7 protein-coding genes and 1 pseudogene are annotated in these 21,180 nt (G+C 73.1%); 5 read left to right on the forward strand and 3 right to left on the reverse strand.

The window, feature by feature from the left end; genetic code table 11:
- Positions 1 to 9: 9 nt before the first annotated feature.
- Complete coding sequence (locus ACTYVM_RS29285) at positions 10 to 9,789, reverse strand: type I polyketide synthase (RefSeq protein WP_445528847.1); 9,780 nt, start codon at positions 9,787 to 9,789, stop codon at positions 10 to 12.
- 46 nt (positions 9,790 to 9,835) lie between these two features.
- Positions 9,836 to 14,059, reverse strand: a pseudogene (locus tag ACTYVM_RS29290) (type I polyketide synthase); the annotation flags it as partial.
- Between the two features lie 372 nt (positions 14,060 to 14,431).
- Between ACTYVM_RS29290 and ACTYVM_RS29295 the strand changes: the two are divergent.
- The 5 genes from ACTYVM_RS29295 to ACTYVM_RS29315 all read left to right on the forward strand — a co-directional run bounded on the left by ACTYVM_RS29295 (position 14,432) and on the right by ACTYVM_RS29315 (position 19,834).
- Positions 14,432 to 15,823, forward strand: a complete 1,392-nt coding sequence (locus ACTYVM_RS29295) for a glycosyltransferase (RefSeq protein ID WP_445528848.1) — start codon at positions 14,432 to 14,434, stop codon at positions 15,821 to 15,823.
- A 24-nt stretch (positions 15,824 to 15,847) separates the two neighbouring features.
- A complete protein-coding gene (locus tag ACTYVM_RS29300; RefSeq protein WP_445528849.1) occupies positions 15,848 to 16,909 on the forward strand; it encodes a DegT/DnrJ/EryC1/StrS family aminotransferase in 1,062 nt (353 codons plus the stop codon).
- Entirely contained in the window at positions 16,906 to 18,105 is a 1,200-nt protein-coding gene (locus ACTYVM_RS29305) for a cytochrome P450 (protein WP_445528850.1), read from the forward strand. The genes ACTYVM_RS29300 and ACTYVM_RS29305 overlap by 4 nt, the downstream gene beginning before the upstream one ends.
- Positions 18,106 to 18,156: 51 nt before the next feature.
- Positions 18,157 to 18,357, forward strand: coding sequence for a ferredoxin (locus ACTYVM_RS29310; RefSeq protein WP_445528851.1), 201 nt, complete (start codon positions 18,157 to 18,159; stop codon positions 18,355 to 18,357).
- Positions 18,358 to 18,538: 181 nt separating this feature from the next.
- The gene (locus ACTYVM_RS29315) at positions 18,539 to 19,834 is read left to right on the forward strand and encodes an outer membrane protein assembly factor BamB family protein (protein ID WP_445528852.1); all 1,296 of its coding nucleotides are present in this window, start codon (positions 18,539 to 18,541) and stop codon (positions 19,832 to 19,834) included.
- An 85-nt stretch (positions 19,835 to 19,919) separates the two neighbouring features.
- Here the strand turns inward: ACTYVM_RS29315 and ACTYVM_RS29320 are convergent, their stop codons facing one another.
- Complete coding sequence (locus ACTYVM_RS29320) at positions 19,920 to 21,110, reverse strand: cytochrome P450 (RefSeq protein WP_445528853.1); 1,191 nt, start codon at positions 21,108 to 21,110, stop codon at positions 19,920 to 19,922.
- Positions 21,111 to 21,180: the final 70 nt, after the last annotated feature.

Below are 21,180 nucleotides of genomic sequence, written 5' to 3' on the forward strand. Positions count from 1 at the left end.
AGCTCTCTTTCAGTTCGCCGAGTTCTCGGCGGCCAGCCGCAGCAGGGCTTCGGCGTCCATGTCGTCGAGGTCGAGGGAGTCCGCCGCGTCGTCCGTCGCGGTGGCGCTGTCCTCGGTGTCGTCGGACTCGGCGAGTTTCAGAACCATGTCGAGGAGGCCCGCCTTGCGCAGTCGTCCGATCGGGACGGTGGCGAGGGCCTCGCGGATACGGGCATCGGGGTCGTCGGCGCGGCCGGTGTCCGCCTCATCGGGTGCCGTGCCGTAGAGCAGCGAACCGATGTGCTGGGCGAGGGCCGCGGGGGTCGGGTAGTCGAAGACCAGGGCGGCCGGCAGGGGCAGCCCGAGGGCGGCGCGGAGCCGGTTGCGCAGTTCGACGGCGGTGACGGAGTCGAAGCCGACGTCGCGGAAGGCGCGCGAGGCGGGCACCGCGTCGGGGCTGTCGTGACCTAGGGTCGCGGACGCCTCGGCGCGGACGGCCTCGACGAGGGCACGGGCGCGTTCGGCGGTGGGCAGCCCGTCCAGGCGGGCGCGCAGCGGCGGCACGGCCGTGTCGGCGCCGCCGTCGGCCGGGCCCTCGTCGCTGAGGGCCGAGACGGCCTCCGGGACGGTGCTCAGCAGGGCGCTGGGCCGGTTCGCGGTGAAGGCGGGCGCGAACATCTCCCAGTCCATCAGGGTGATGGCGGTCGCGGTGTCGTCGTTCTCGAGCATCTGGTCGAGGGCGCCCAGCGCGTGTTCCGGTTCCATGGCCAGGACGCCCTGGCGGACCAGCCGGTCGTGGACCTCCGGGTCGGTCGCCATGCCGACCTCGCCCCAGGTGCCCCAGGCCACCGACGAGGCGGTCAGGCCGAGGGACCTGCGGTGCTCGGCGAGGGCGTCGAGGTAGGCGTTGGCGGCGGCGTAGCCGGGCTGGCCGCCGCTGCCCCAGACCGCGGCGCCGGACGAGAACAGCACGAACGCGTCCAGGTCCAGGTCGGCGGTCAGCTCGTGCAGATGCCATGCGGCGGTCAGCTTGGCGCGCATCAGCGCATCCAGCTGGTCGAGCGTCAGGTCGGCGACCGGGGCGTCGTCGTGGGCCACACCGGCGGAGTGGAAGACCGCGGTGAGCGGCGCGTCCTCGGGCAGCTCGGCCAGGAGCGCGGCGAGCGCGTCCCGGTCGGCGGCGTCGCAGGCGGCGATGGTCACCCGGACGCCAAGCTGCTCCAGTTCGGCGCGGAGTTCGGCGGCGCCCGGGGCGTCGGCGCCGCGCCGGCTGGTCAGCACCAGGTGTGCGGCGCCCTGTTCGGCGAGGCGGAGGGCGACCCGGCCGCCGATGCCGCCGGTGCCGCCGGTGACGAGGACGGAGCCGTGGACCGGCGGGCGCTTCCCGGAGCCGGGTACGGCCGGGGCGGCGTGGGCGAGGCGGCGGGCGAGCACGCCCGAGCCGCGGATCGCGAGCTGGTCCTCGCCGCCCGCGTCGGCGAGCAGTCCGGTGAGCCTGGCGGCGGCCCGGGCGTCGACCGTCTCCGGCAGGTCGATCAGACCGCCCCACCGGTCGGGGTGTTCGAGGCCGATGACCCGGCCGAGGCCCCACAGCGCACCCTGCACGGGGCTGCTGAGGACATCGCCGCGGCCGGCGGCGACCCCGCCCCGGGTCAGGCACCACAGGGGCGCGGTGAGTCCCGCGTCGCCGAGGGCCTGGGCGAGGAGGAGGGTCTGGGCGAGGCCGAGAGGCACCGAACCGTGGTCGGTGTGGAGCGTCTCGGCGGCGGCGAGCAGCGAGACCACGGCGTGGAACTCCCCCTCGTCCTCGCGGAGCTGGGCGAGCTGGGCGGCCCAGGCGGCCCGGTCGGTGCCCTTGGCCTCGAAGCGGACGGTGTCCGGGCCGAGCGCGTCGAGGACGGCGCCGACCCAGGGGGCGCCCGCGTGGTCCGGAGAGATCACCGCGAGCAGCCGGCCGGCGGGCCGGGCGGTGCCGGGTTCGGCGACCCGGTTCCACTCGATGTGGTAGCGCAGGGCGTCCGCGCGGGAGCGGGTGAGGGAGCGGGTGCGCCAGGCGGACAGCGCGGGCAGTACGTCGCCGAGCCGGGCGGCGCCGTCGTCGGCGGGCATGCCGAGTTCACCGGCGAGCGCGTCGAGGTCCTGGTTCTCGACCAGTTCCCAGAAGGCGGCGTCGGAGGCGTCGGCGGTGCCCGCGGGGGCGGCGGCCTTCGGCTCGGGCCAGAAGTCCTGCCGCTGGAAGGGGTAGGTCGGCAGGTCGACGGCCGCGTACGCGGGGCGGTCGAAGACGGTGGTCCACTCGACGGCGATGCCGTGGGTGTGCGCCTCGGCTAGCGAGGTGAGGAACCGGCGGCGGTCGCCGTCGTCGCGGCGCAGCGTGCCGAGGACGGCGCCGGTCTCGGCCGGCTCGACCGCGTTCTCGGCGAGGCTCTCCTGGGTCTCCTGGATCGGGGCGGCCAGCACCGGGTGCGGGCTGATCTCCACGAACACCCGGTGTCCGGCGGCGATGAGGGCGCGGGTGGCGTCCTCCATCAGCACCGTCTGCCGCAGGTTGGTGTACCAGTAGGTGCCGTCGAAGGCCGCCTCGTCGAGTCGGGCGCCGGTGACGGTCGAGTAGAACGGCACCTCGGGGGTGCGGGGGTTGACGGGGGCGAGGACGCGGGCGAGTTCGTCGCGCACGGCCTCGACGTGCCGGCCGTGCGAGGCGTAGTCCACGGACACCTTGCGGGCCCGTACGTTCTGCTCGCGGCAGGTCTCCAGGAGCTCGTCGAGGGCGTCGGCGTCGCCGGAGACGATCACCGAGGAGGGGCCGTTGACGGCGGCGATGGACAGCGCCTCGCCCCAGTGCTGAAGGAGTTCGGTGACGCGTGCGGCGGGCGCGGCGACGGACATCATGCCGCCGAGCCCGGACAGCTGGGGCAGGGCCTGGCTGCGCAGCGCCACGACGAGGGCGGCGTCCTCCAGGCTGAGCGCCCCGGCGACATGGGCGGCGGCGATCTCGCCCTGCGAGTGGCCGACGACGGCGGCCGGTTCGACGCCGTGTGCCCGCCACAGCGCGGTGAGCGCGACCATCATCGAGAACAGGGCGGGCTGTACGACGTCCACGCGCTCCAGGAGCTCCGGGTCGCCCTCGCCGGCCAGCACCTCGTGCAGGGACCAGTCGGTGTACGGGGCGAGCGCCGCGGCGCAGTCGTCGACGGCGGTGCGGAACACCTCGGAGCCGGCGAGGAGTTCGCGGCCCATCCCCCACCACTGGGAGCCCTGGCCCGGGTAGACGAAGACGGGTCCCGTGGCGTCCGGTCCCGCGGTGCCGGTGACGACGCCGGGGGCGGACGTGGAGGACACCACGGCTTCCAGGCCGCGGGTGAAGTCCTCGGGCCGGCTGCCGAGGACGACGGCGCGGTGGTCGAAGGCGGTCCTGGTGGTGGCCAGCGCGTGTCCGACGCGGGCGGGCTCGACGGTGACGTCGGTGCCGGTGGTCGCGGTCAGCAGCCGGGACGCCTGCTCGCGCAGCGCCTGCGCGGACTTGGCGGACAGCAGCCAGGGGACGAGCGGGGCGTCCTCGATGTCCCCGGCGGGTTCTTCGGAGGGCTCCTCGACGGGCTTCTCGGCGGGCGGGGCCTGCTCCAGGAGGAGGTGGGCGTTGGTGCCGCTGATGCCGAAGGAGGAGACGCCGGCCCGGCGGGGGCGGTCCCCCACGGCGGGCCACTCGGTGCGCTCGCGCAGCAGGGTGACGGCGCCGGAGGTCCAGTCGACATGGCTGGAGGGCTCGTCGATGTGCAGGGTGCCGGGCAGTTCGCCGGCCTGCATGGCCATCACCATCTTGATGACGCCCGCGACGCCCGCGGCGGCCTGGGTGTGGCCGATGTTGGACTTCACCGAGCCCAGCAGCAGCGGCTGTCCGCCGTCGCGGCCCTGGCCGTAGGTGGCGAGCAGGGCGCCGGCCTCGATCGGGTCACCGAGCTTGGTGCCGGTGCCGTGCGCCTCGACCACGTCGACGTCGGCGGTGCCGAGTCCGGCGTTGGCGAGGGCCTGGCGGATGACACGCTGCTGGGAGAGGCCATTGGGGGCGGTCAGTCCGTTGGAGGCACCGTCCTGGTTGAGGGCGGAGCCGCGGACGACGGCGAGGACGCGGTGGCCGTTGCGGCGGGCGTCGGAGAGCTTCTCCAGCAGGACGACGCCGACGCCCTCGGCGAGGGTCATGCCGTCGGCGCCCTCGGCGAACGGCTTGCAGCGGCCGTTCTCGGCCAGTGCGCGCTGCCGGCTGAAGCCGATGTACGCGTGCGGGGTGGCCATGACGGCGGCGCCGCCGGCCAGCGCGAGGCTGCTCTCGCCGCTGCGCAGCGACTGGCAGGCCAGGTGCATCGCGACCAGGGAGGAGGAGCAGGCGGTGTCGACGGTGACCGCGGGGCCCTCGAGGCCCAGCAGATAGGAGATCCGGCCGGACAGCACGCTGGCCGCGGTGCCGGTCATCATGTGCACCTCGGCGCCCTCGGTGCCGTTCTGCACGCTGCTGGAGTAGTCCTGGTAGCTGGCGCCGAAGAAGGCGCCGGTGGCGGTGGAGTGCAGCGACTCGGGGTCGATGCCGGCCCGCTCCAGGACCTCCCAGGAGGTCTCCAGGAGCAGCCGCTGCTGCGGGTCCATGGCGAGCGCCTCGCGGGGCGAGATGCCGAAGAACCCGGCGTCGAAGCCGGCCGCCTCGTGCAGGAAGCCGCCGTGCACGGAGTAGGTGCGGCCCTGTCGGTCGGGGTCCGGGTCGTAGAGGCCGTGGGCGTCCCAGCCGCGGTCGGCGGGGAACTCGGAGATGACGTCGGCGCCGTCGAGGGCGAGCCGCAGCATCTCCTCCGGGGTGTTCGCGCCGCCGGGGAAGCGGCAGCTCATGCCGACGATGACGATCGGGTCGTCGTCGGCGCCCGCGGCGTGCGCGGCGGTGGGCCGGTCGCCGGCCGTGCCGGTGGTGCCGAGCGCGGTGGTCTTCAGGAACGTGGCGAGCGCGACCGCGTTGGGGTGGTCGAAGACCATGGTGGACGGCAGGGTGAGCCCGGTCGCGGCGACCAGGCGGTTGCGCAGGTCGACGGCGGTCACCGAGTCGAAGCCGATGTCGCGGAAGGCGCGGCGCTCCGGGACGGTATCGGCGGAGGCGTGGCCGAGGACGGCGGCGGTCTCCTCGCGGACCACGGAGAGCACGATCCGGTCCTGCTCGGCGGCAGACACGCCCTGGAGGCGGGCGGCCAGACCGCTGGTGGCGGCGGCCGTCGCGGCGGGCGCGGCCCGGTCGGCCAGCAGCCGCGCCACCTCGGGGATCCGGTCGAACAGGTGCGAGGGCCGTCCGGCCGTGAAGACGTCGTGGTACGTGCCCCAGTCGATGTCCATCAGCCCGATGACGGTCTCGTCGTCCTCCATGACCCGGGTCAGGGCGGTCATCGCCAGCTCCGGGTCGAGGTACTCAAGGCCGCTGCGGCGGATCTGGTGCGGGTCGGCCAGCTCGCGCTCGAGGTCGTCGGGCCACTTGCCCCAGTGGATGGAGGTGGCGCGGGCCCCGCGGGCGCGGCGCTGTTCGGCGAGCGCGGACAGATAGGCGTTCCCCGCGACATACGCGGCGTGCACACCGCTGCCCCACATGCCGGCGGTGGAGGAGTACAGGACGAAGTCGTCCAGCTCCTCGTCGTCGAGGAGTTCGTCGAGGATCCGGGCGCCGGTGACCTTGGCGTGCACCACATCGGCGAACGCGTCGACGGTGGTGTCGGCGAGCGCGGCCAGTTTGATGACGGCGGCGGTGTGCACGACCGTGCGGACGGTGCGGCCCTCGGCCTTCAGGTCGGCGAGCAGGGCGGCGACCGCGTCGGGGTCGGTGATGTCGCAGGCCGCGAACCGCACCTCGGTGCCCGCCGCCTGGAGTTCGGCGGCGAGTTCGGCCGCGCCGGGGGCGTCGGCGCCGCGGCGGCTGAGCAGCACCAGGTGCTCGGCGCCCTGGGCGGCCAGATGGCGGGCGAGTCCGGGGGCGAGGGTGCCGGAGCCGCCGGTGACCAGGGTGGTGCCGCGCGGCTTCCAGGAGCGGGCCCTGCGGCGGGTGTCGCCGCTCGCGCGGACGATGCGGCGGGCGAGGACACCGGCGGGCCGCACGGCGAGCTGGTCCTCGTCGCCGAGCGCGCCGGCGAGGGCGGCGACGAGTCGCTGGGCGGCGCGGGTGTCCAGTGCCGCGGCAGGTGACGTTTGCCCGTGAAGGAGCGGCGTCCGGTGCGTGCTCTCGGTGTGCCGGCCGGAAGTCCTCGTACTGGACGTACTCGGGCTTTCGGCCGGTGCGGCGAGTGGGGGTCCCCCCTGCTCGAAGAGCTCGGGGGAGCGTGCCGGGCGTCGCGACGGGGCAGACGTCGCCAGTTGCGGCGCTGGCGCCTCGGGCAGGTCGACGACGCCGCCCCAGCGGTGGGGGTGTTCGACGGCGACGGTCCAGCCGAGTCCGGCGACCTGGCTCTGCAGCGGCCGAGTGACGGTGTCGGACGGGCCGGTGGAGAAGGCGCCGCGGGTCAGGAACCACAGCGGGGCGGTGACGCCGGCCTCGCCGAGTGCCTGTGCCAGCGACACCGACAGGGCGAGTCCGAGGGTGAGTCCGGGGTGGCGGACGCAGTCCTCCTCGGCGTCGGCGAGGACGGAGACGATGCCGGTGAGGCCGTCCGTGTCCGTGAGGTGCTCGCGCAGGACGGCGGGGTCGGTGCAAGTCTCGTCGAGGACGAGGTGCCGCACCTCGGCACCGCCCGCCTCCAGCGCCTCGGCGACGTCGTCGCCGCCGGCGCCGGCGGACACCAGCAGCCAGGTGCCGTCCAGGGTGGCGCGCGGGATCTGGGCCAGCGGCTCCCAGATGACCCGGTAGCGCCAGGAGTCGACGGTGGAGCGCTCGCCGCGGGTGCGGCGCCAGGAGGCGAGGCCGGGCAGGATCGCGGCGACGGACTCCTCGTCGGTGCCGAGCGCCTCGGTGAGGGCGGAGACGTCCGCCTGCTCGACGGCCGCCCAGAACTCGGCGTCCATCGGCGCGGAGGCCGAACGGTCCACGACGGCACGGTCGTTCCAGTACCGCTCGTGCTGGAAGGCGTAGGTGGGCAGGTCGACACGGGACGCACCGGTCCCCTCGAACACGGCGGCCCAGTCGACCTGGACACCGCGCACGAACACCTCGGCGGCGGACAGCAGGAAGCGGTCCAAGCCACCGTTGTCGCGGCGCAGGGTGCCGGAGGCCACGCCCACCACTCCGGCGTCGTCGATCATGTCCTGGACGGACATGGCGAGCACCGGGTGGGAGCTGACCTCGATGAAGGCACGGTGCTCGGTGTCGAGCAGACCACGGATGGCGTCCGCGAACAGCACCCGGCCGCGCAGGCTGCGGAACCAGTAGCCGGCGTCCATGACGGTGGTGTCCAGCCAGTCACCGGTGACCGTGGAGAACAGCGGAACCTCGGACGCCCTGGGCGCGACCTCGGCCAGCAGCTGGAGGATCTCGTCGTGCAGGTCCTCGACATGGTGGGAGTGCGAGGCGTAGTCCACGGGGACGCGGCGCACCCGCACGCCCCCGGCGGCGAGCAGTTCGGACAGCTCGTCCAGGGCGCCGGGTTCGCCGGAGACCACACAGGAGCGGGGGCCGTTCTCGGCGGCGACGGACACCCGTCCGCCGAACGCCGCCAGACGGGCCTCCACCTCGGCGACGGGCAGCGCCACCGACATCATCCCGCCCCGCCCGGCCAGCGTCCGGCCGATGGCCTGGCTGCGCAGCGTCACGACCCGGGCGCCGTCGCGCAGCGACAGGGCGCCGGAGACCACCGCGGCGGCGATCTCACCCTGCGAGTGACCCACCACAGCGTCCGGCTCCACACCCTGCGCCCGCCACACGGCGGCCAGGGACACCATCACCGCGAACGACGCCGGCTGGACGACGTCCACGCGCTCCAGCGTCGGAGCACCCTCGACGCCCCGCAGGACGTCGACCAGGTCCCAGTCGGTGAACTCGGCCAGCGCGGCGGCGCATTCGGCGATCCGCTCCGCGAACACCGGCGACTCGTCGAGGAGTCGGGCACCCATGCCCACCCACTGGGAGCCCTGGCCCGGGAAGACGAAGACGGTGCGGCCGTCGACGTCGGCGACGCCCTCGGCGAGTCCGTTCCAGGACCGGCCCTCGGCCAGCGCGAGGCTACCGGCGAGCAGTTCGTCGCGGCCGGCCGCGACGACGACAGCCCGGCGCTCCAGCAGGGCCCGGGAGGTCAGCAGGCTGTGGCCGACGTCCTGGGGGCGTGGCTCGGTGTCGGCGTCGAAGCGGGTGACGAGGGCGGCGGCCTGGTCGCGGAGCGCCTGCTCGGAGCGGGCGGAGAGCAGCCACGGCAGGGCGCCCGGCACGGCGGCCGGCTGCTGCGGGGCGTCCTCGGTCTCGGCGTCCTCGGCGGGCACGGGGGCCTGCTCGAGCACGGCGTGGGCGTTGGTGCCGCTGATGCCGAAGGAGGACACGGCGGCGCGGCGCGGGCGGCCGGTCTCCGGCCAGACGACGGGCTCGTTCAGCAGGCGGACATGGCCCGACTCCCAGTCGACGTGGGCGGAGGGCGAGTCGGCGTGCAGGGTCGGGGGCAGCACGCCCTGACGGAGCGCCATGACCATCTTGATGACGCCCGCGACACCGGCGGCGGCCTGGGTGTGGCCGATGTTGGACTTCAGGGAGCCCAGCCACAGGGGCTGTTCGGGGCCGTGCTCCTGGCCGTAGGTGGCGAGCAGGGCCTGTGCCTCGATGGGGTCACCGAGCCGGGTGCCGGTGCCGTGTGCCTCGACGGCGTCGACATCGGCCGCGGTGAGGCCGCAGTTGTCCAGGGCCTGGCGGATGACCTGTTCCTGGGCGCGGCCGTTGGGGGCGCTCAGGCCGTTGGAGGCGCCGTCCTGGTTGACGGCGGAGCCGCGCAGCACGGCGAGCACGGGGTGGCCGTTGCGGACGGCGTCGGAGAGTCGCTCGACGACGAGGACGCCGACGCCCTCGCCCCAGCCGGTGCCGTCGGCGTCGTCGGAGAACGCCTTGCAGCGGCCGTCGTTGGCCAGGCCGCCCTGGGCGCTGAACTCCACGAAGACGGAGGGCTCGGCGAGGAGGGTGACACCGCCGACGAGGGCGAGCGAGGACTCCCCGCGGCGCAGCGACTGGGCCGCCAGGTGCAGGGCGACGAGGGAGGAGGAGCACGCGGTGTCGACGGTGACCGCCGGCCCCTCGAGACCGTAGACGTAGGAGAGCCGGCCGGACAGCACGCTGGCGGCGGTGCCGGTCAGGGCGTGGCCGTGGAGTTCGGTGGCGGTGTCCGCGGAGGGGGCGCCCCAGTGGTAGGAGCCCACGAAGACGCCGGTCGAACTGGAGCGCAGGGAGGTGGGGGCGATGCCGGCCCGTTCCAGGGCCTCCCAGGAGACTTCGAGCAGCAGGCGCTGCTGCGGGTCCATGGCGGTCGCCTCGCGCGGCGAGATACCGAAGAATCCGGCGTCGAAGTCGGGGGCCTCGTAGAGGAATCCGCCCTCGTGCGTGGAACTGCTTCCCTCGCCGTTTCCGGTGAGTGCCTCGATGTCCCAGCCGCGGTCGACGGGAAATCCGGAAATGGCGTCCCCGCCGGATTCCACGAGTTCCCACAGGGATTCCGGCGATCTCACTCCGCCCGGCAGCCGGCAGCTCATTCCGACGATCGCGACGGGCTCGTTGTCACGGGATTCCAACTCGCCTATGCGGCGGCGGGCGCGGCGCAGATCGTTGGTGACCCGGCGAAGGTAGTCGACAACTTTTTCCTGCTGGTTCTGCTGGGGTTCCGGCATCGGGTCCGTCCTCGTCATCGGGGCGCGAAGGAAAGCTGAGAATCCGCTATGTGGTTTCGAACTCCTCGTCGATGAGGTCGAGCAGCCTCTCGACCGACACCGAGCCGATGTCCTCGTCGGAGAGGCTCTCCCGCGGGGCCGGGTCACGGCGGAGCGAGGCGGCGAGTGCGTCCAGGCGGTCCGCGACGGCCTGGCGTTCGGGGCCGCCGTCCGGCAGGGTCCGCACAGTGGCCTCGAACCTGGTGAGTTCGTCGTCGCACGATCCGCGCGGTGGGGGGCCGGATGCGACGAGGAGGTCCCCGATGCGCCGGGCCGCGAGTTCGGGGGTGGGGAAGTTGAAGACGAGGGTGGCCGGCAGTCGCAGTCCGGTGAGTGCGGTGAGGCGGTCGCTGAGTTCCACCCCGGCCAGCGAGTCGAAGCCCAGTTCCTTGAAGACCGCGCGGGGTCCGACGGCGTCCGGTCCCTGGTGGCCGAGGACGGCCGCCGCCTGGGTCCGCACCAGGCCGGTGAGCCGGCGTTCGCGCTCGGCCGGGGCCAGGGCCGCCGTCTCGGCCGCGAAGCCGTCCGGCGCCGGGGCGGCGGACGGGCCGGCGGGTGCGGCGCCGGGTGCCGCGGCGACGGGACGGGCGGGGCGTGGCGCGGCGGTGTGCTGGGTGCGGGCGCGCGTGAGCGGCCGGGGGGCGGTGCGCTCCTGTTCGGTGAGCCGCCGTACGACGACGGCGTCGGCGGTGAGCACCGGGGCGCCGGTGACGTCGGCGGCGGTCAGGGCCAGGGCGCCGTCGTCGGCGGAGCCGATCCGCACCCGCAGGGCGGTGGCGCCGACGGCGTGCAGCCGGACTCCGTGCCAGGCGACGGGGAGTGTGCCGGTCGTGGTGAGGGCGGCGTGCCGGGCGGCGTCGAGGAGCGCGGGGTGCACTCCGTAGGCGCCGGGGTCGTCGGTGGTGCCGGCGGGGATTTCGACCTCGGCGAGGATCGCCCCGTCGTGGTGCCAGGCGGCGCGCAGGCCCTGGAAGGCGGGGCCGAGGTCGAGGCCGTCGTCGGCCAGCCGCTCGTAGGGGTCGTCGAGGTCGAGGGGTTCGGCGCCCGGCGGGGGCCAGGTGGTCGCGAAGGAGGTGTCGGGTGCCGCGGTGTCGGGCGCGGTGCCGAGCAGGCCGCCGGCCCGCTGGGTCCAGGGCTTGGCGGTGGTGTTGCCGGGACGGGAGTGGACGGTGAGGGTGCGTCGGCCGGCCTCGTCGGCGGAGCCGACTCGGACCTGGAGGTCCAGGGTGTCATCGCCCTGCAGGACCGGCGCCTCGACCAGGGCGAGTTCGTGCAGGACGTCGCATCCGGTGTCGTCACCCGCGCGGGCGGCGAGTTCCACCAGTACGGCGGCGGGCAGCAGGACGCGTCCGGCGACGGCGTGGTCGGCGAGCCAGGGGTGGGTGGCGAGGGAGAGCGTCGCGCCCGACACCGTGCCGCCGTCGGCGAGTTCGACGGCCGGGCCGAGCAGCGGATGCCCGCCGCCCGCGGCATGGGGGGTGCCGGGCCGGGCCGGGGCGGGCCAGTGCCGGGCGCGCTGGAAGGCGTACGTCGGCAGGTCGGTGCGGCGGGCTCCGGTGCCGGTGTAGAGGGCGGACCAGTCGACGGGTACGCCGAGGACGTAGAGCCGGGCGAGCGCGGCGGTGAGGGCGGTCTCCTCGGGCTGGTCCTTGCGGAGGGTGGGGACGACATCGACCGGGGTGCCCGGGCCGTCCGGGCCGAGGACGGTGCGGGCGAGGGCGGTCAGGACGCTGCCGGGACCCAGTTCGACCAGCAGGTCGGCGCCGTGCTGGCGCATGGCCGTCACGCCGTCGGCGAAGCGTACGGTGCCGCGCACGTGCCGCACCCAGTACTCGGGGGTGGCGAGCCCGGCACCGGCGAGTTCACCGGTGAGATTGGAGATGACCGGCAGCGTCGGCTCGTGGAAGGTGAGCTGGGCGACGACGTCCCGGAAGGCGTCGAGCATCGGCTCCATCAGCGGCGAGTGGAAGGCGTGCGAGACCGCGAGACGGCTGGTGCGGCGGCCCTGCGCCGCGAAGTGGGCGGCGACCCGCTCCACGGCGTCCTCGGCGCCGGACACGACGACCGCGGTGGGGCCGTTGACCGCGGCGAGCGAGACGTCGCCGCCGAGCAGCGGGAGCACCTCGCCCTCGGAGGCCTCGACGGCGGACATGGCGCCGCCGGCGGGCAGTGCCTGCATCAGGGTGGCGCGGGCGGCGACCAGACGCGCGGCGTCCTCCAGCGAGAACACCCCGGCGACGTGCGCGGCGGCTATCTCGCCGACGGAGTGGCCGCCGACGGCGCCCGGGCGCAGCCCGAAGGACTCGGCGAGCCGGTGGAGGGCGACCTCGAAGGCGAACAGCGCGGGCTGGGTCCATCCGGTGCGGTCGAGTGCGGCGGGATCCTCTCCCCACATCACGGACCGCACCGGACGCTCCAGTTCGGCGTCGAGGGCGGCCAGGACAGCATCCAGAGCCTCGGCGAACACCGGGAAACGGGCGGCGAGTTCACGGCCCATGCCGAGCCGCTGGGAACCCTGTCCGGAGAAGAGGACGGCGGTGGTGCGGGGGGCGGCCTCGCCGCGGACACGCTCCACGGCGCCGGCGCCGGTCGGCGTCAGCACGGCGCGGTGGCGCAGCGCGGCCCGGCCGCCGGCCAGGGAGTGGCCGACGTCCAGCGGGTCGAGGCCGGGGTGGGCGCGGACGAAGGAGGTGAGCCGGTCGATCTGGGCGTCGAGGGCCTCCGGGGAGGCCGCGGACACCGGCCAGGCGACGGCGTCGGACGCGGGCACGAGGGCGGCGAGTTGAGCGGCGGGGGTGACCGGGCGGTCGGCCGGGCCGGCGTCAACAGCGACGGCGGCAGAGGTGTCGGCGGGCTCCCCAGCAGGGGCAGCGGGCCGCTCGACGGAGTCGGCTACGCCCCGGTGGGCGGGCCCGGCGGGGACCGCGGCGGCGGGGTCGCTCGTCGGGGCTTCCTCCACGATGACATGCGCGTTGGTGCCGCTGATGCCGAAGGAGGACACGGCGGCGCGGCGCGGGCGGCCGGTGGCGGGCCAGGGCAGGGGCTCGGTGAGGAGTTCGACGGCCCCGGCCGACCAGTCGACCTGCCGGGTGGGGGCGGACACGTTCAGGGTTTCCGGCAGCAGGCCGTGGCGCATCGCCTGGACGGCCTTGACGAGTCCGCCGATGCCGGCGGCGGCCTGCGCGTGCCCGATGTTCGACTTCAGGGAGCCGAGGCGCAGCGGCTGTCCGCCGTCGCGGTCCTGGCCGTAGGTGGCGAGCAGGGCGCGGGCCTCGACGGGGTCGCCGAGCCGGGTGCCGGTGCCGTGGGCCTCGACGAGGTCGATGTCGGCGGGACCGAGTCCGGCGTCGGTGAGGGCCTCGCGGATGACGCGCTCCTGGGCCGGTCCGCTGGGGGCGGTGAGGCCGTCGGAGGCGCCGTCCTGGTTGACGGCGGAGCCGCGCAGCACGGCGAGCACCCGGTGCCCGGCGGCGCGGGCGGTGGACAGGCGCTCCAGCACGACCAGGCCGGCGCCCTCCGCCCAGGTGGTGCCGTCGGCGTCGTCGGAGAAGACCTTGCAGCGGCCGTCGGCGGCGAGTCCGCCCTGCCGGGTGTAGGCGACGAACCCGACCGGTGTGGACATCACGGCGACGCCGCCGGCCAGCGCGGTGGTGCACTCCCCCGACCGCAGCGAGCGCAGCGCGTAGTGGAGGGCGACCAAGGACGAGGAGGACGCCGTGTCGAGGGTGACGGCGGGTCCTTCGAGGCCGAGGAAGTGGGCCAGCCGCCCGGAGGCGAGGCTCGGCGACAGGCCGGTGAGGGCGTGTCCGGTGAGGTCCTCGCGGGAGGCGTTGGTGACGGTCGCGTAGTCCTGGCCGCCCGTGCCGACGAAGACGCCGGTGCGGGTGCCGCGCAGGGTGTGCGGGTCGATGCCGGCGTGTTCCAGGGCCTGCCAGGAGGTCTCCAGGACGAGCCGCTGCTGCGGGTCGGTGGAGACGGCCTCGCGGGGCGACATCCCGAAGAAGCCGGCGTCGAAGTCGGCGGCCGCGGCGAGGAATCCGCCGCGGTGGGTCACGCTGCGGCCGGGCCCGTCGCCGGTCAGGGCGGCCAGGTCCCAGCCGCGGTCGCCGGGGAACGGCCCGGTCGCGTCGCGGCCGGAGCGGACCAGTTCCCACAGGTCCTCGGGCCCCTCGACGCCTCCCGGATAGCGGCAGGCCATTCCGACGACCACCACCGGGTCCTCGTCGGCTCCGATCGTCATGCCTCGCTCACCCCTGCGGAAAAGTCGGTCCTGTGGCCACCTCTGGCTGCGGGATCGTAAGCGCGCGAAGCCTGTACTTTTCCCTAAGAAATCACGGGGTTGGGCGCCCGGCCGCGCCCGGACGGCGCGAAAACCCCCGCTTGCGCGCGAAGACTAGGGATTCCCCGGACCCTGGCGTGAGACGAAGTGGGCGGCACGCTTCTCCCGCGCGGCACGGTGTACCGCGCGGCGGGGTCGGCGGTGTCCTGTGACGGCGTGCGCGACAGGCGGCGGCGTCGGCGAAAGCGGTCATCCGGCGACATTCGGTGGGTGGGCGCGAGGCGTGCGGGCCGCGCGGTCCGCCACTTTCCGGAGGGTGTTGTCATGGGCGCGCACAGGCGGCCGATCCTGTTCGTGAGTTATGCGGAAAGCGGTCTTCTCAATCCGCTGCTCGTACTGGCCGAGGAATTGTCCCGGCGGGGTGTGGAGGATCTGTGGTTCGCCACGGACGAGAAGGCGCGGAACCAGATCGAGTCGGCGTCGGCGGGCAGTGAGCTGCGGTTCGCCTCGCTCGGTGACACCGTGTCGCAGATGTCGGCGGTCACCTGGGACGACGAGACGTATGCCGAGGTGACGCAGCGGTCCCGGTTCAAGGCGCACCGCGCGGTCATCCGGCACTCCTTCGCGCCCGAGACCCGGGTGGAGAAGTACCGGGCGTTGGAGAAGGTCGTCGAGGAGGTCCAGCCCGCCCTGATGGTGATCGAGAGCATGTGCCAGTTCGGGTACGAGCTGGCGATCACCAAGAAGATCCCGTTCGTGCTCGGGGTGCCGTTCCTGCCGAGCAACGTACTGACCTCGCACGTGCCGTTCGCCAAGTCGTACACGCCGTCCGGGTTCCCGGTGCCGCACTCGGGTCTGCCGGGGAAGATGTCGATCGCCCAGCGGGTGGAGAACGAGCTGTTCCGGGTGCGCACGCTCGGGATGTTCATGTCGAAGGAGATGCGCGAGGTCGTCGAGGAGGACAACCGTGTCCGCGGCGAGCTGGGCATCTCCCCCGAGGCGCGGCAGATGATGGCGCGCGTCGACCACGCCGAGCAGGTGCTGTGCTACTCGGTGGCCGAGCTGGACTACCCGTTCCCGATGCACGAGAAGGTGCGGCTGGTGGGCACGCTGGTGCCGCCGCTGCCGCAGGCGCCGGACGACGACGGTCTGTCGGACTGGCTGGCGGAGCAGAAGTCCGTGGTCTTCATGGGCTTCGGCACCATCACCCGACTCACCCGGGAGCAGGTCGCCTCACTGGTGGAGGTGGCCCGCCGGCTTGAGGGCGAGGGCCACCAGGTGCTGTGGAAGCTGCCGAGCGAGCAGCAGCATCTGCTGCCCCCGGCCGAGGAACTGCCCGCGAACCTGCGGATCGAGAGCTGGGTGCCCTCGCAGCTGGACGTGCTGGCGCACCCGAACGTCAAGGTGTTCTTCACGCACGCCGGCGGCAACGGCTACCACGAGGGCCTGTACTTCGGAAAGCCGCTCGTGGTGCGGCCGTTGTGGGTGGACTGCGACGACCAGGCCGTGCGCGGCCAGGACTTCGGCGTGAGCCTGACCGTCGACCGTCCCGAGACCGTGGACACGGACGACGTCCTCGACAAGGTCACCCGCGTGCTGAACGAGTCCTCGTTCACCGAACGCGCCGAGTACTACGCCGGGTTGCTGAAGGCCGCGGGCGGTCGTACTGCCGCCGCCGACCTGCTGCTCGGCCTGCCCGTGCTGGCCAACGACTGACCGAGGAATTCGAGGAGGTCAAGGATGTCCTATACGTATCCGGTCTCCATGCCGTGGCTGAAGGGCCGCGAGCTGGAGTACGTGACGGAGGCCGTCGGCGGCGGCTGGATCTCGTCGCAGGGCCCCTACGTCCGGCGGTTCGAGGAGGCGTTCGCCGCCTGGAACGACATGCCGCACGGTGTCGCCTGTTCGTCGGGCACCACCGCGCTGACGCTGGCGCTGCGGGCGCTGGGCGTCGGCCGCGGCGACGAGGTGATCGTCCCGGAGTTCACGATGATCGCGACCGCGTGGGCGGTCACCTACACGGGCGCGACCCCGGTGTTCGTGGACTGCGGCGACGACCTGAACATCGACGTCTCGCGCGTCGAGGAGAAGATCACCCCGCGCACCAAGGTGATCATGCCGGTGCACGTCTACGGCCGGCAGTGCGACATGGACGCCATCATGAACCTGGCGTACGAGTACAACCTGCGGGTCGTCGAGGACTCGGCGGAGGCGCACGGGGTGCGCCCGGTGGGCGACATCGCCTGCTTCTCCCTGTTCGCCAACAAGATCATCACGGCGGGTGAGGGCGGGGTGTGTCTGACCCGGGACGCCCGTCTGGCCGAGCAGATGGCGCATCTGCGGGCGATGGCGTTCACCAAGGACCACAGCTTCCTGCACAAGAAGCTGGCCTACAACTACCGCATGACGAACATGCAGGCCGCGGTGGCGCTCGCGCAGACCGAGCAGCTGGACACCATCCTCGCGACCCGCCGCGACATCGAGAAGCGCTACGACGAGGCGCTGCGGGACGTGCCCGGCATCACGCTGATGCCGGCCCGCGACGTGCTGTGGATGTACGACCTGCGGGCCGAGCGGAGCGAGGAGCTGCGCGCGTACCTGGCCGACCAGGGCGTCGAGACCCGGGTGTTCTTCAAGCCGATGAGCCGTCAGCCGGGCTACTACGACGCCGACTGGCCGTCGCTGAACGCCTCCCGGTTCAGCGAGGACGGCTTCTACCTGCCGACGCACACCGGACTGACCGCGCAGGACCAGGAGTTCGTCACCGACCGGATCCGCGACTTCTACGGAGCCGGGCGATGACCGCCGACACCGGGGCGACGACGTACGCGCCGGGCTGCCCGGTCGCCTTCCCGCTGCGCCGGCCGGGCCGTCCGTTCCCGCCGCCGGAGTACGCCGACTACCGGGCGGGCGAGGGCCTGGTCCGCTCCGAACTGCCCGCCAGCGGCCCGGTGTGGCTGGTGACGCGGCACGAGGACGTGCGGACCGTGCTGACCGACCCCCGGATCAGCGCGGACCCGTCCCGCCCCGGCTTCCCGCGGGCCAGGCGCACCGGTGGCGCCCCCTCGCAGTCGGAGATCCCGGGCTGGTTCGTGGCGCTGGATCCGCCGGAGCACGACCGGTTCCGCAAGACGCTGATCCCGGAGTTCACCGTGCGCAAGGTGCGGGAGCTGCGTCCGGCGATCCAGCAGATCGTGGACGAGCGGATCGACGCGATGCTCGCCGCGGGCAACTCGGCCGACCTGATCGCGGACTTCGCGCTGTCCGTGCCGTCGCTGGTCATCTCCGATCTGCTCGGGGTGCCCAAGGCGGACCGGGACTTCTTCGAGGCGAAGACAAGGGTCCTGGTGACCCTGTCCTCCACCGACGAGGAACGCGACGCGGCGTCCAAGGTGCTGCTGCGCTATCTGAACCGGCTCATCCAGATCAAGGAGCGCCGCCCCGGCGACGACCTGATCAGCCGGCTGCAGCGGGCCGGCACCCTGTCCCGGCAGGAGCTGTCCGGGGTGTCGATGCTGCTGCTCATCGCGGGGCACGAGACCACGGCGAACAACATCGGCCTCGGCGTCGTCCAGCTGCTGACCAACCCGCAGTGGATCGGCGACGACCGCATCGTCGAGGAGATGCTGCGCTACTACTCGGTCGCCGACCTGGTGTCCTTCCGGGTGGCCGTGGAGGACGTGGAGATCGGCGGCCAGCTGATCAAGGCCGGTGAGGGCATCGTGCCGTTGATCGCCGCCGCCAATCACGACGGTTCGGTCTTCGACAAGCCCGAGGAGTTCAACCCGGAGCGCTCCGCGCGCTCGCACGTGGCGTTCGGGTACGGCGTCCACCAGTGCCTCGGGCAGAACCTGGTGCGGGTGGAGATGGAGCTCGCCTATCGCACCCTGTTCGAGCGCATCCCGACCCTCGAACTGGCTGTGCCGGTCGAGGAGTTGCCCTTGAAGTACGACGGCGTGCTGTTCGGTCTGCACGAGCTGCCCGTCACCTGGAACTGAGCGACGGGGCCGCCGCCGCGGCGGCGGGCCCGCTGGAACGACCCTGGAGGAATGATGGTGCACGTCAACGTGGACGTCGATCGCTGCGTCGGCGCCGGACAGTGCGTCCTGACCGCGTCGGACGTGTTCGACCAGGACGACGACGGCCTGGTGACCGTCGTCGCACAGCCGTCGGACCCGGCCACGGTGGAGGTGGTCCGCGAGGCCGCGGTGGTCTGCCCGTCGATGGCGATCACCGTGGTGGAGGGCTAGCCAAGGCGGAGCGGGAGTTCAACGGGCCGTATCTGCCGATCGGCGGGTACGGCCCGTACCACGTTCGGCTGCGGCTGCGGTTCGGAGGCCGACTGGCCGATCAGCCGGTGCTGATGCCGTTCGTCTGGACGGCTCTCGTCGCCAGAGGTAGAAACTGACCGACCGCGTACAGCCATGACGAATGGAGAGCGGAATGCGCTGCGAGGCGGCTCGGCACGGTGACCACTCGGTCAGACTGGGCATGGCGCTCGGCGGTGCCCTCCTCGCAGGCGCTTTGCTCGGCGCCTGCGACAGCGGCAGCGGCAGCGGCAGCGGCAGCGGCGATCGGCCGCCCAGCACCACCTCGACAGGCGGCGCCTCGAGCACCGCCGTAGCGGTACCCACCGTACGCAGCGGGCCACCGGTCGGCCTGAAGGAGGTCGCCCAGGGATCAGGCAGCGCCATGCTCACCGACGATCTCCTGGTGGAACTGAGCGGAAGCGGCCAGTGCGTCCTGACGGCCAGACCTCTCGCCACGCCGGACATGCAGAAGTGGCGCATCGTCGGGAAGATCGACGGCGTTGATCTGCGGTGCACGCCCGGCTCGCCCGCGCTGGCCGACTCGACACTCGTGCTGCCGTACGACACCACCACGACCGGTGCGGGGATCGAGGCCGACAGCTCCGAACAAGGTGTCGTCGGGCTCGACTTCGACGGCACCCAGCGCTGGCGCACGCCGATCACCGGCATCGACACCGTCGTCGGCACATCCGGCCGGTTCGTCCTGGTCACCGACAAGCGGGCCTTGCCGACGGTGCCGGACGAGAAGCGGCTGACCGCGGTGGTCGACGCCACAACCGGCAAGGTGCTGTGGCGGCAGTCGGGGCGTACGGCACGGGGCATCGAGGGAGACACGGTACTCGTCAGCGATCACGAGGACGCCTACGACAAGGTGACGGGCCTCGACGCGGCGACCGGGCAGCCACGCTGGACGCACGCGACGGCCTCGGCCGCCGACCTCGCTGTCACCGGCGCCAACGTGGTTGCCCTGCCCAAGGCAGCCGATCCCAACGACATCGGCGACCTTCTGGGATTCACCGTTGACCTCGAACTGATCGACGCGAAGTCCGGGACCGTCCTGTACACCGAGTCCGGTGCCACGAGCTTTCCCACCTGTGTGTCTGATGGCCGGACAGCCGTCGTGTGCCAGACCTACGGCGGTGCCGAGAAGAGTCGGCACGTATTCGCGTACGACCTGACATCACGGAAACGCTCATGGACCATCGCGGCCAAAGCGGTGTCCGACGCCGGCGTCGAACTCAGGTCGATGGTCGACGGACGCGTCTTCTTCGACACGAAGACAGGCGGTGCGCTGGTCGACGCCGGCACCGGCAAGCAACTGGCCCACAACCTGCCCGGCGCGCCCGACCTGTTGCGCGGCGCCTACGGTGTCGACAACTCACGACTCGGCTACGAGGTCTTCCTCATCACCTCCTGAACGAAGGACTCCCCCAGTGCGCTCGGAGGGGGCGGCCCCCACTCGTCGGGGAGTGAGGGCCGCGGGTGCCGGGTGGCGGGGGATGTCACCAGGTGACGGGGAGTTCGGTGAGGCCGCCGTTGAGCTGGCCGGACGTGACCTGGAGTTCCTCGACCGGGCGGGCCAGCTTCAGGCCGGGGAGTCGGGTGAACAGCTGGGTGTAGGCGGTCTTCAGCATCATCCGGGCCAGCGGGGCTCCGATGCAGTGCCACATGCCGTGCCCGAACGTCAGGTGCTCGTTGGGCGAGCGGCGGATGTCGAAGACCTCCGGTTCGTCGAAGACCGCCTCGTCGAAGTTGACCAGGGTGAAGTCGAGCAGCACCAGGTCGCCGGTGCGCATGGTGACGCCGGCGATCTCGATGTCGTCGGTGGCGTAGCGCGGCAGCGCGGCACCCGAGCCGCCGGCCTTCGCGGCCCGCAGGATCTCCTCGACGCCGCTCCTCATCAGCTTCTCGTCGGCGAGTGCCTCCCGCAGCTGGTCCGGGTACTGCGTGAACAGCACGACGCCCAGGTCGACATGGGTGGCGACGCTGTCGAGGCCGGCGAAGAGCAGGCTGGCGGCGATGGGGCCGATGCGCTCGTCCTGCGGGACCGTCTCGCACAGCCGGGAGATCACGTCGTCCCCGGGTTCGGCCCGCTTGCGGCCGGCCAGATCGGTCAGCAGCCCGAACAGCTTCGCCTGGCTCCTGGCGACGCTCTCCGCGTCGTTCAGCGTGGCCATCTCGCCCAGCACCGCGAGGAGTTGGCCCTGCTCCTGCATCGGAATGCCGATCAGGGCGCACAGCACGGTCAGCGAGTACGGCAGCGAGAAGGTGCCCCGCAGGTCGGCGGGGCGCTCCTGGGCGGCGAAGCCGTTCAGGAGCTGCTCCGCGATCCCCTCCACCATGGGCATCATGTTGAGCACCCGGCGGGCGGAGAACTGCGGGGTGAGCAGAGTGCGCAGCTCGGCGTGCGCGGCGCGGGCCGCCTCGACGTCGTCCATGATGAGCAGGTCCATCAAGGGGTTCTTGACGTAGCGGGGCGCGTTGGCCGGGTCGGCGTGCGCGCGGGCCAGGCGCTCGTCGTGCAGCAGCTGCTTCAGCTCGGCGTGCCGGGTCACCAGCCAACCCTCGTCTCCGGCCGGAGTGGTGATCCTGGTGACGGGGGCACGCATCTGGAGCTCGCGCAGCAGCGGGCTGAGGCGGAGCACCGAGGGTGCGGCGTCCTCGAGGGAGGGCGGCGGGGTGGGGTTGGGCATGGGACTGCTACTCCTTGGAACAGTGGTGGTGTGCGCGGGTCACCGGCTGTGGGACCGCTGTCGCATCCGG

The sequence above is a fragment of the Streptomyces cyslabdanicus genome (assembly GCF_052663305.1).

Coding starts and splice junctions, on each gene's coding strand:
- ACTYVM_RS29320 (WP_445528853.1), bottom strand. CDS start 21,110: ATGCCCAACCCCACCCCGCCGCCCTCCCTCGAGGACGCCGCACCCTCG.
- ACTYVM_RS29295 (WP_445528848.1), top strand. CDS start 14,432: ATGGGCGCGCACAGGCGGCCGATCCTGTTCGTGAGTTATGCGGAAAGC.
- ACTYVM_RS29310 (WP_445528851.1), top strand. CDS start 18,157: ATGATGGTGCACGTCAACGTGGACGTCGATCGCTGCGTCGGCGCCGGA.
- ACTYVM_RS29285 (WP_445528847.1), bottom strand. CDS start 9,789: ATGCCGGAACCCCAGCAGAACCAGCAGGAAAAAGTTGTCGACTACCTT.
- ACTYVM_RS29315 (WP_445528852.1), top strand. CDS start 18,539: ATGGAGAGCGGAATGCGCTGCGAGGCGGCTCGGCACGGTGACCACTCG.
- ACTYVM_RS29300 (WP_445528849.1), top strand. CDS start 15,848: ATGTCCTATACGTATCCGGTCTCCATGCCGTGGCTGAAGGGCCGCGAG.
- ACTYVM_RS29305 (WP_445528850.1), top strand. CDS start 16,906: ATGACCGCCGACACCGGGGCGACGACGTACGCGCCGGGCTGCCCGGTC.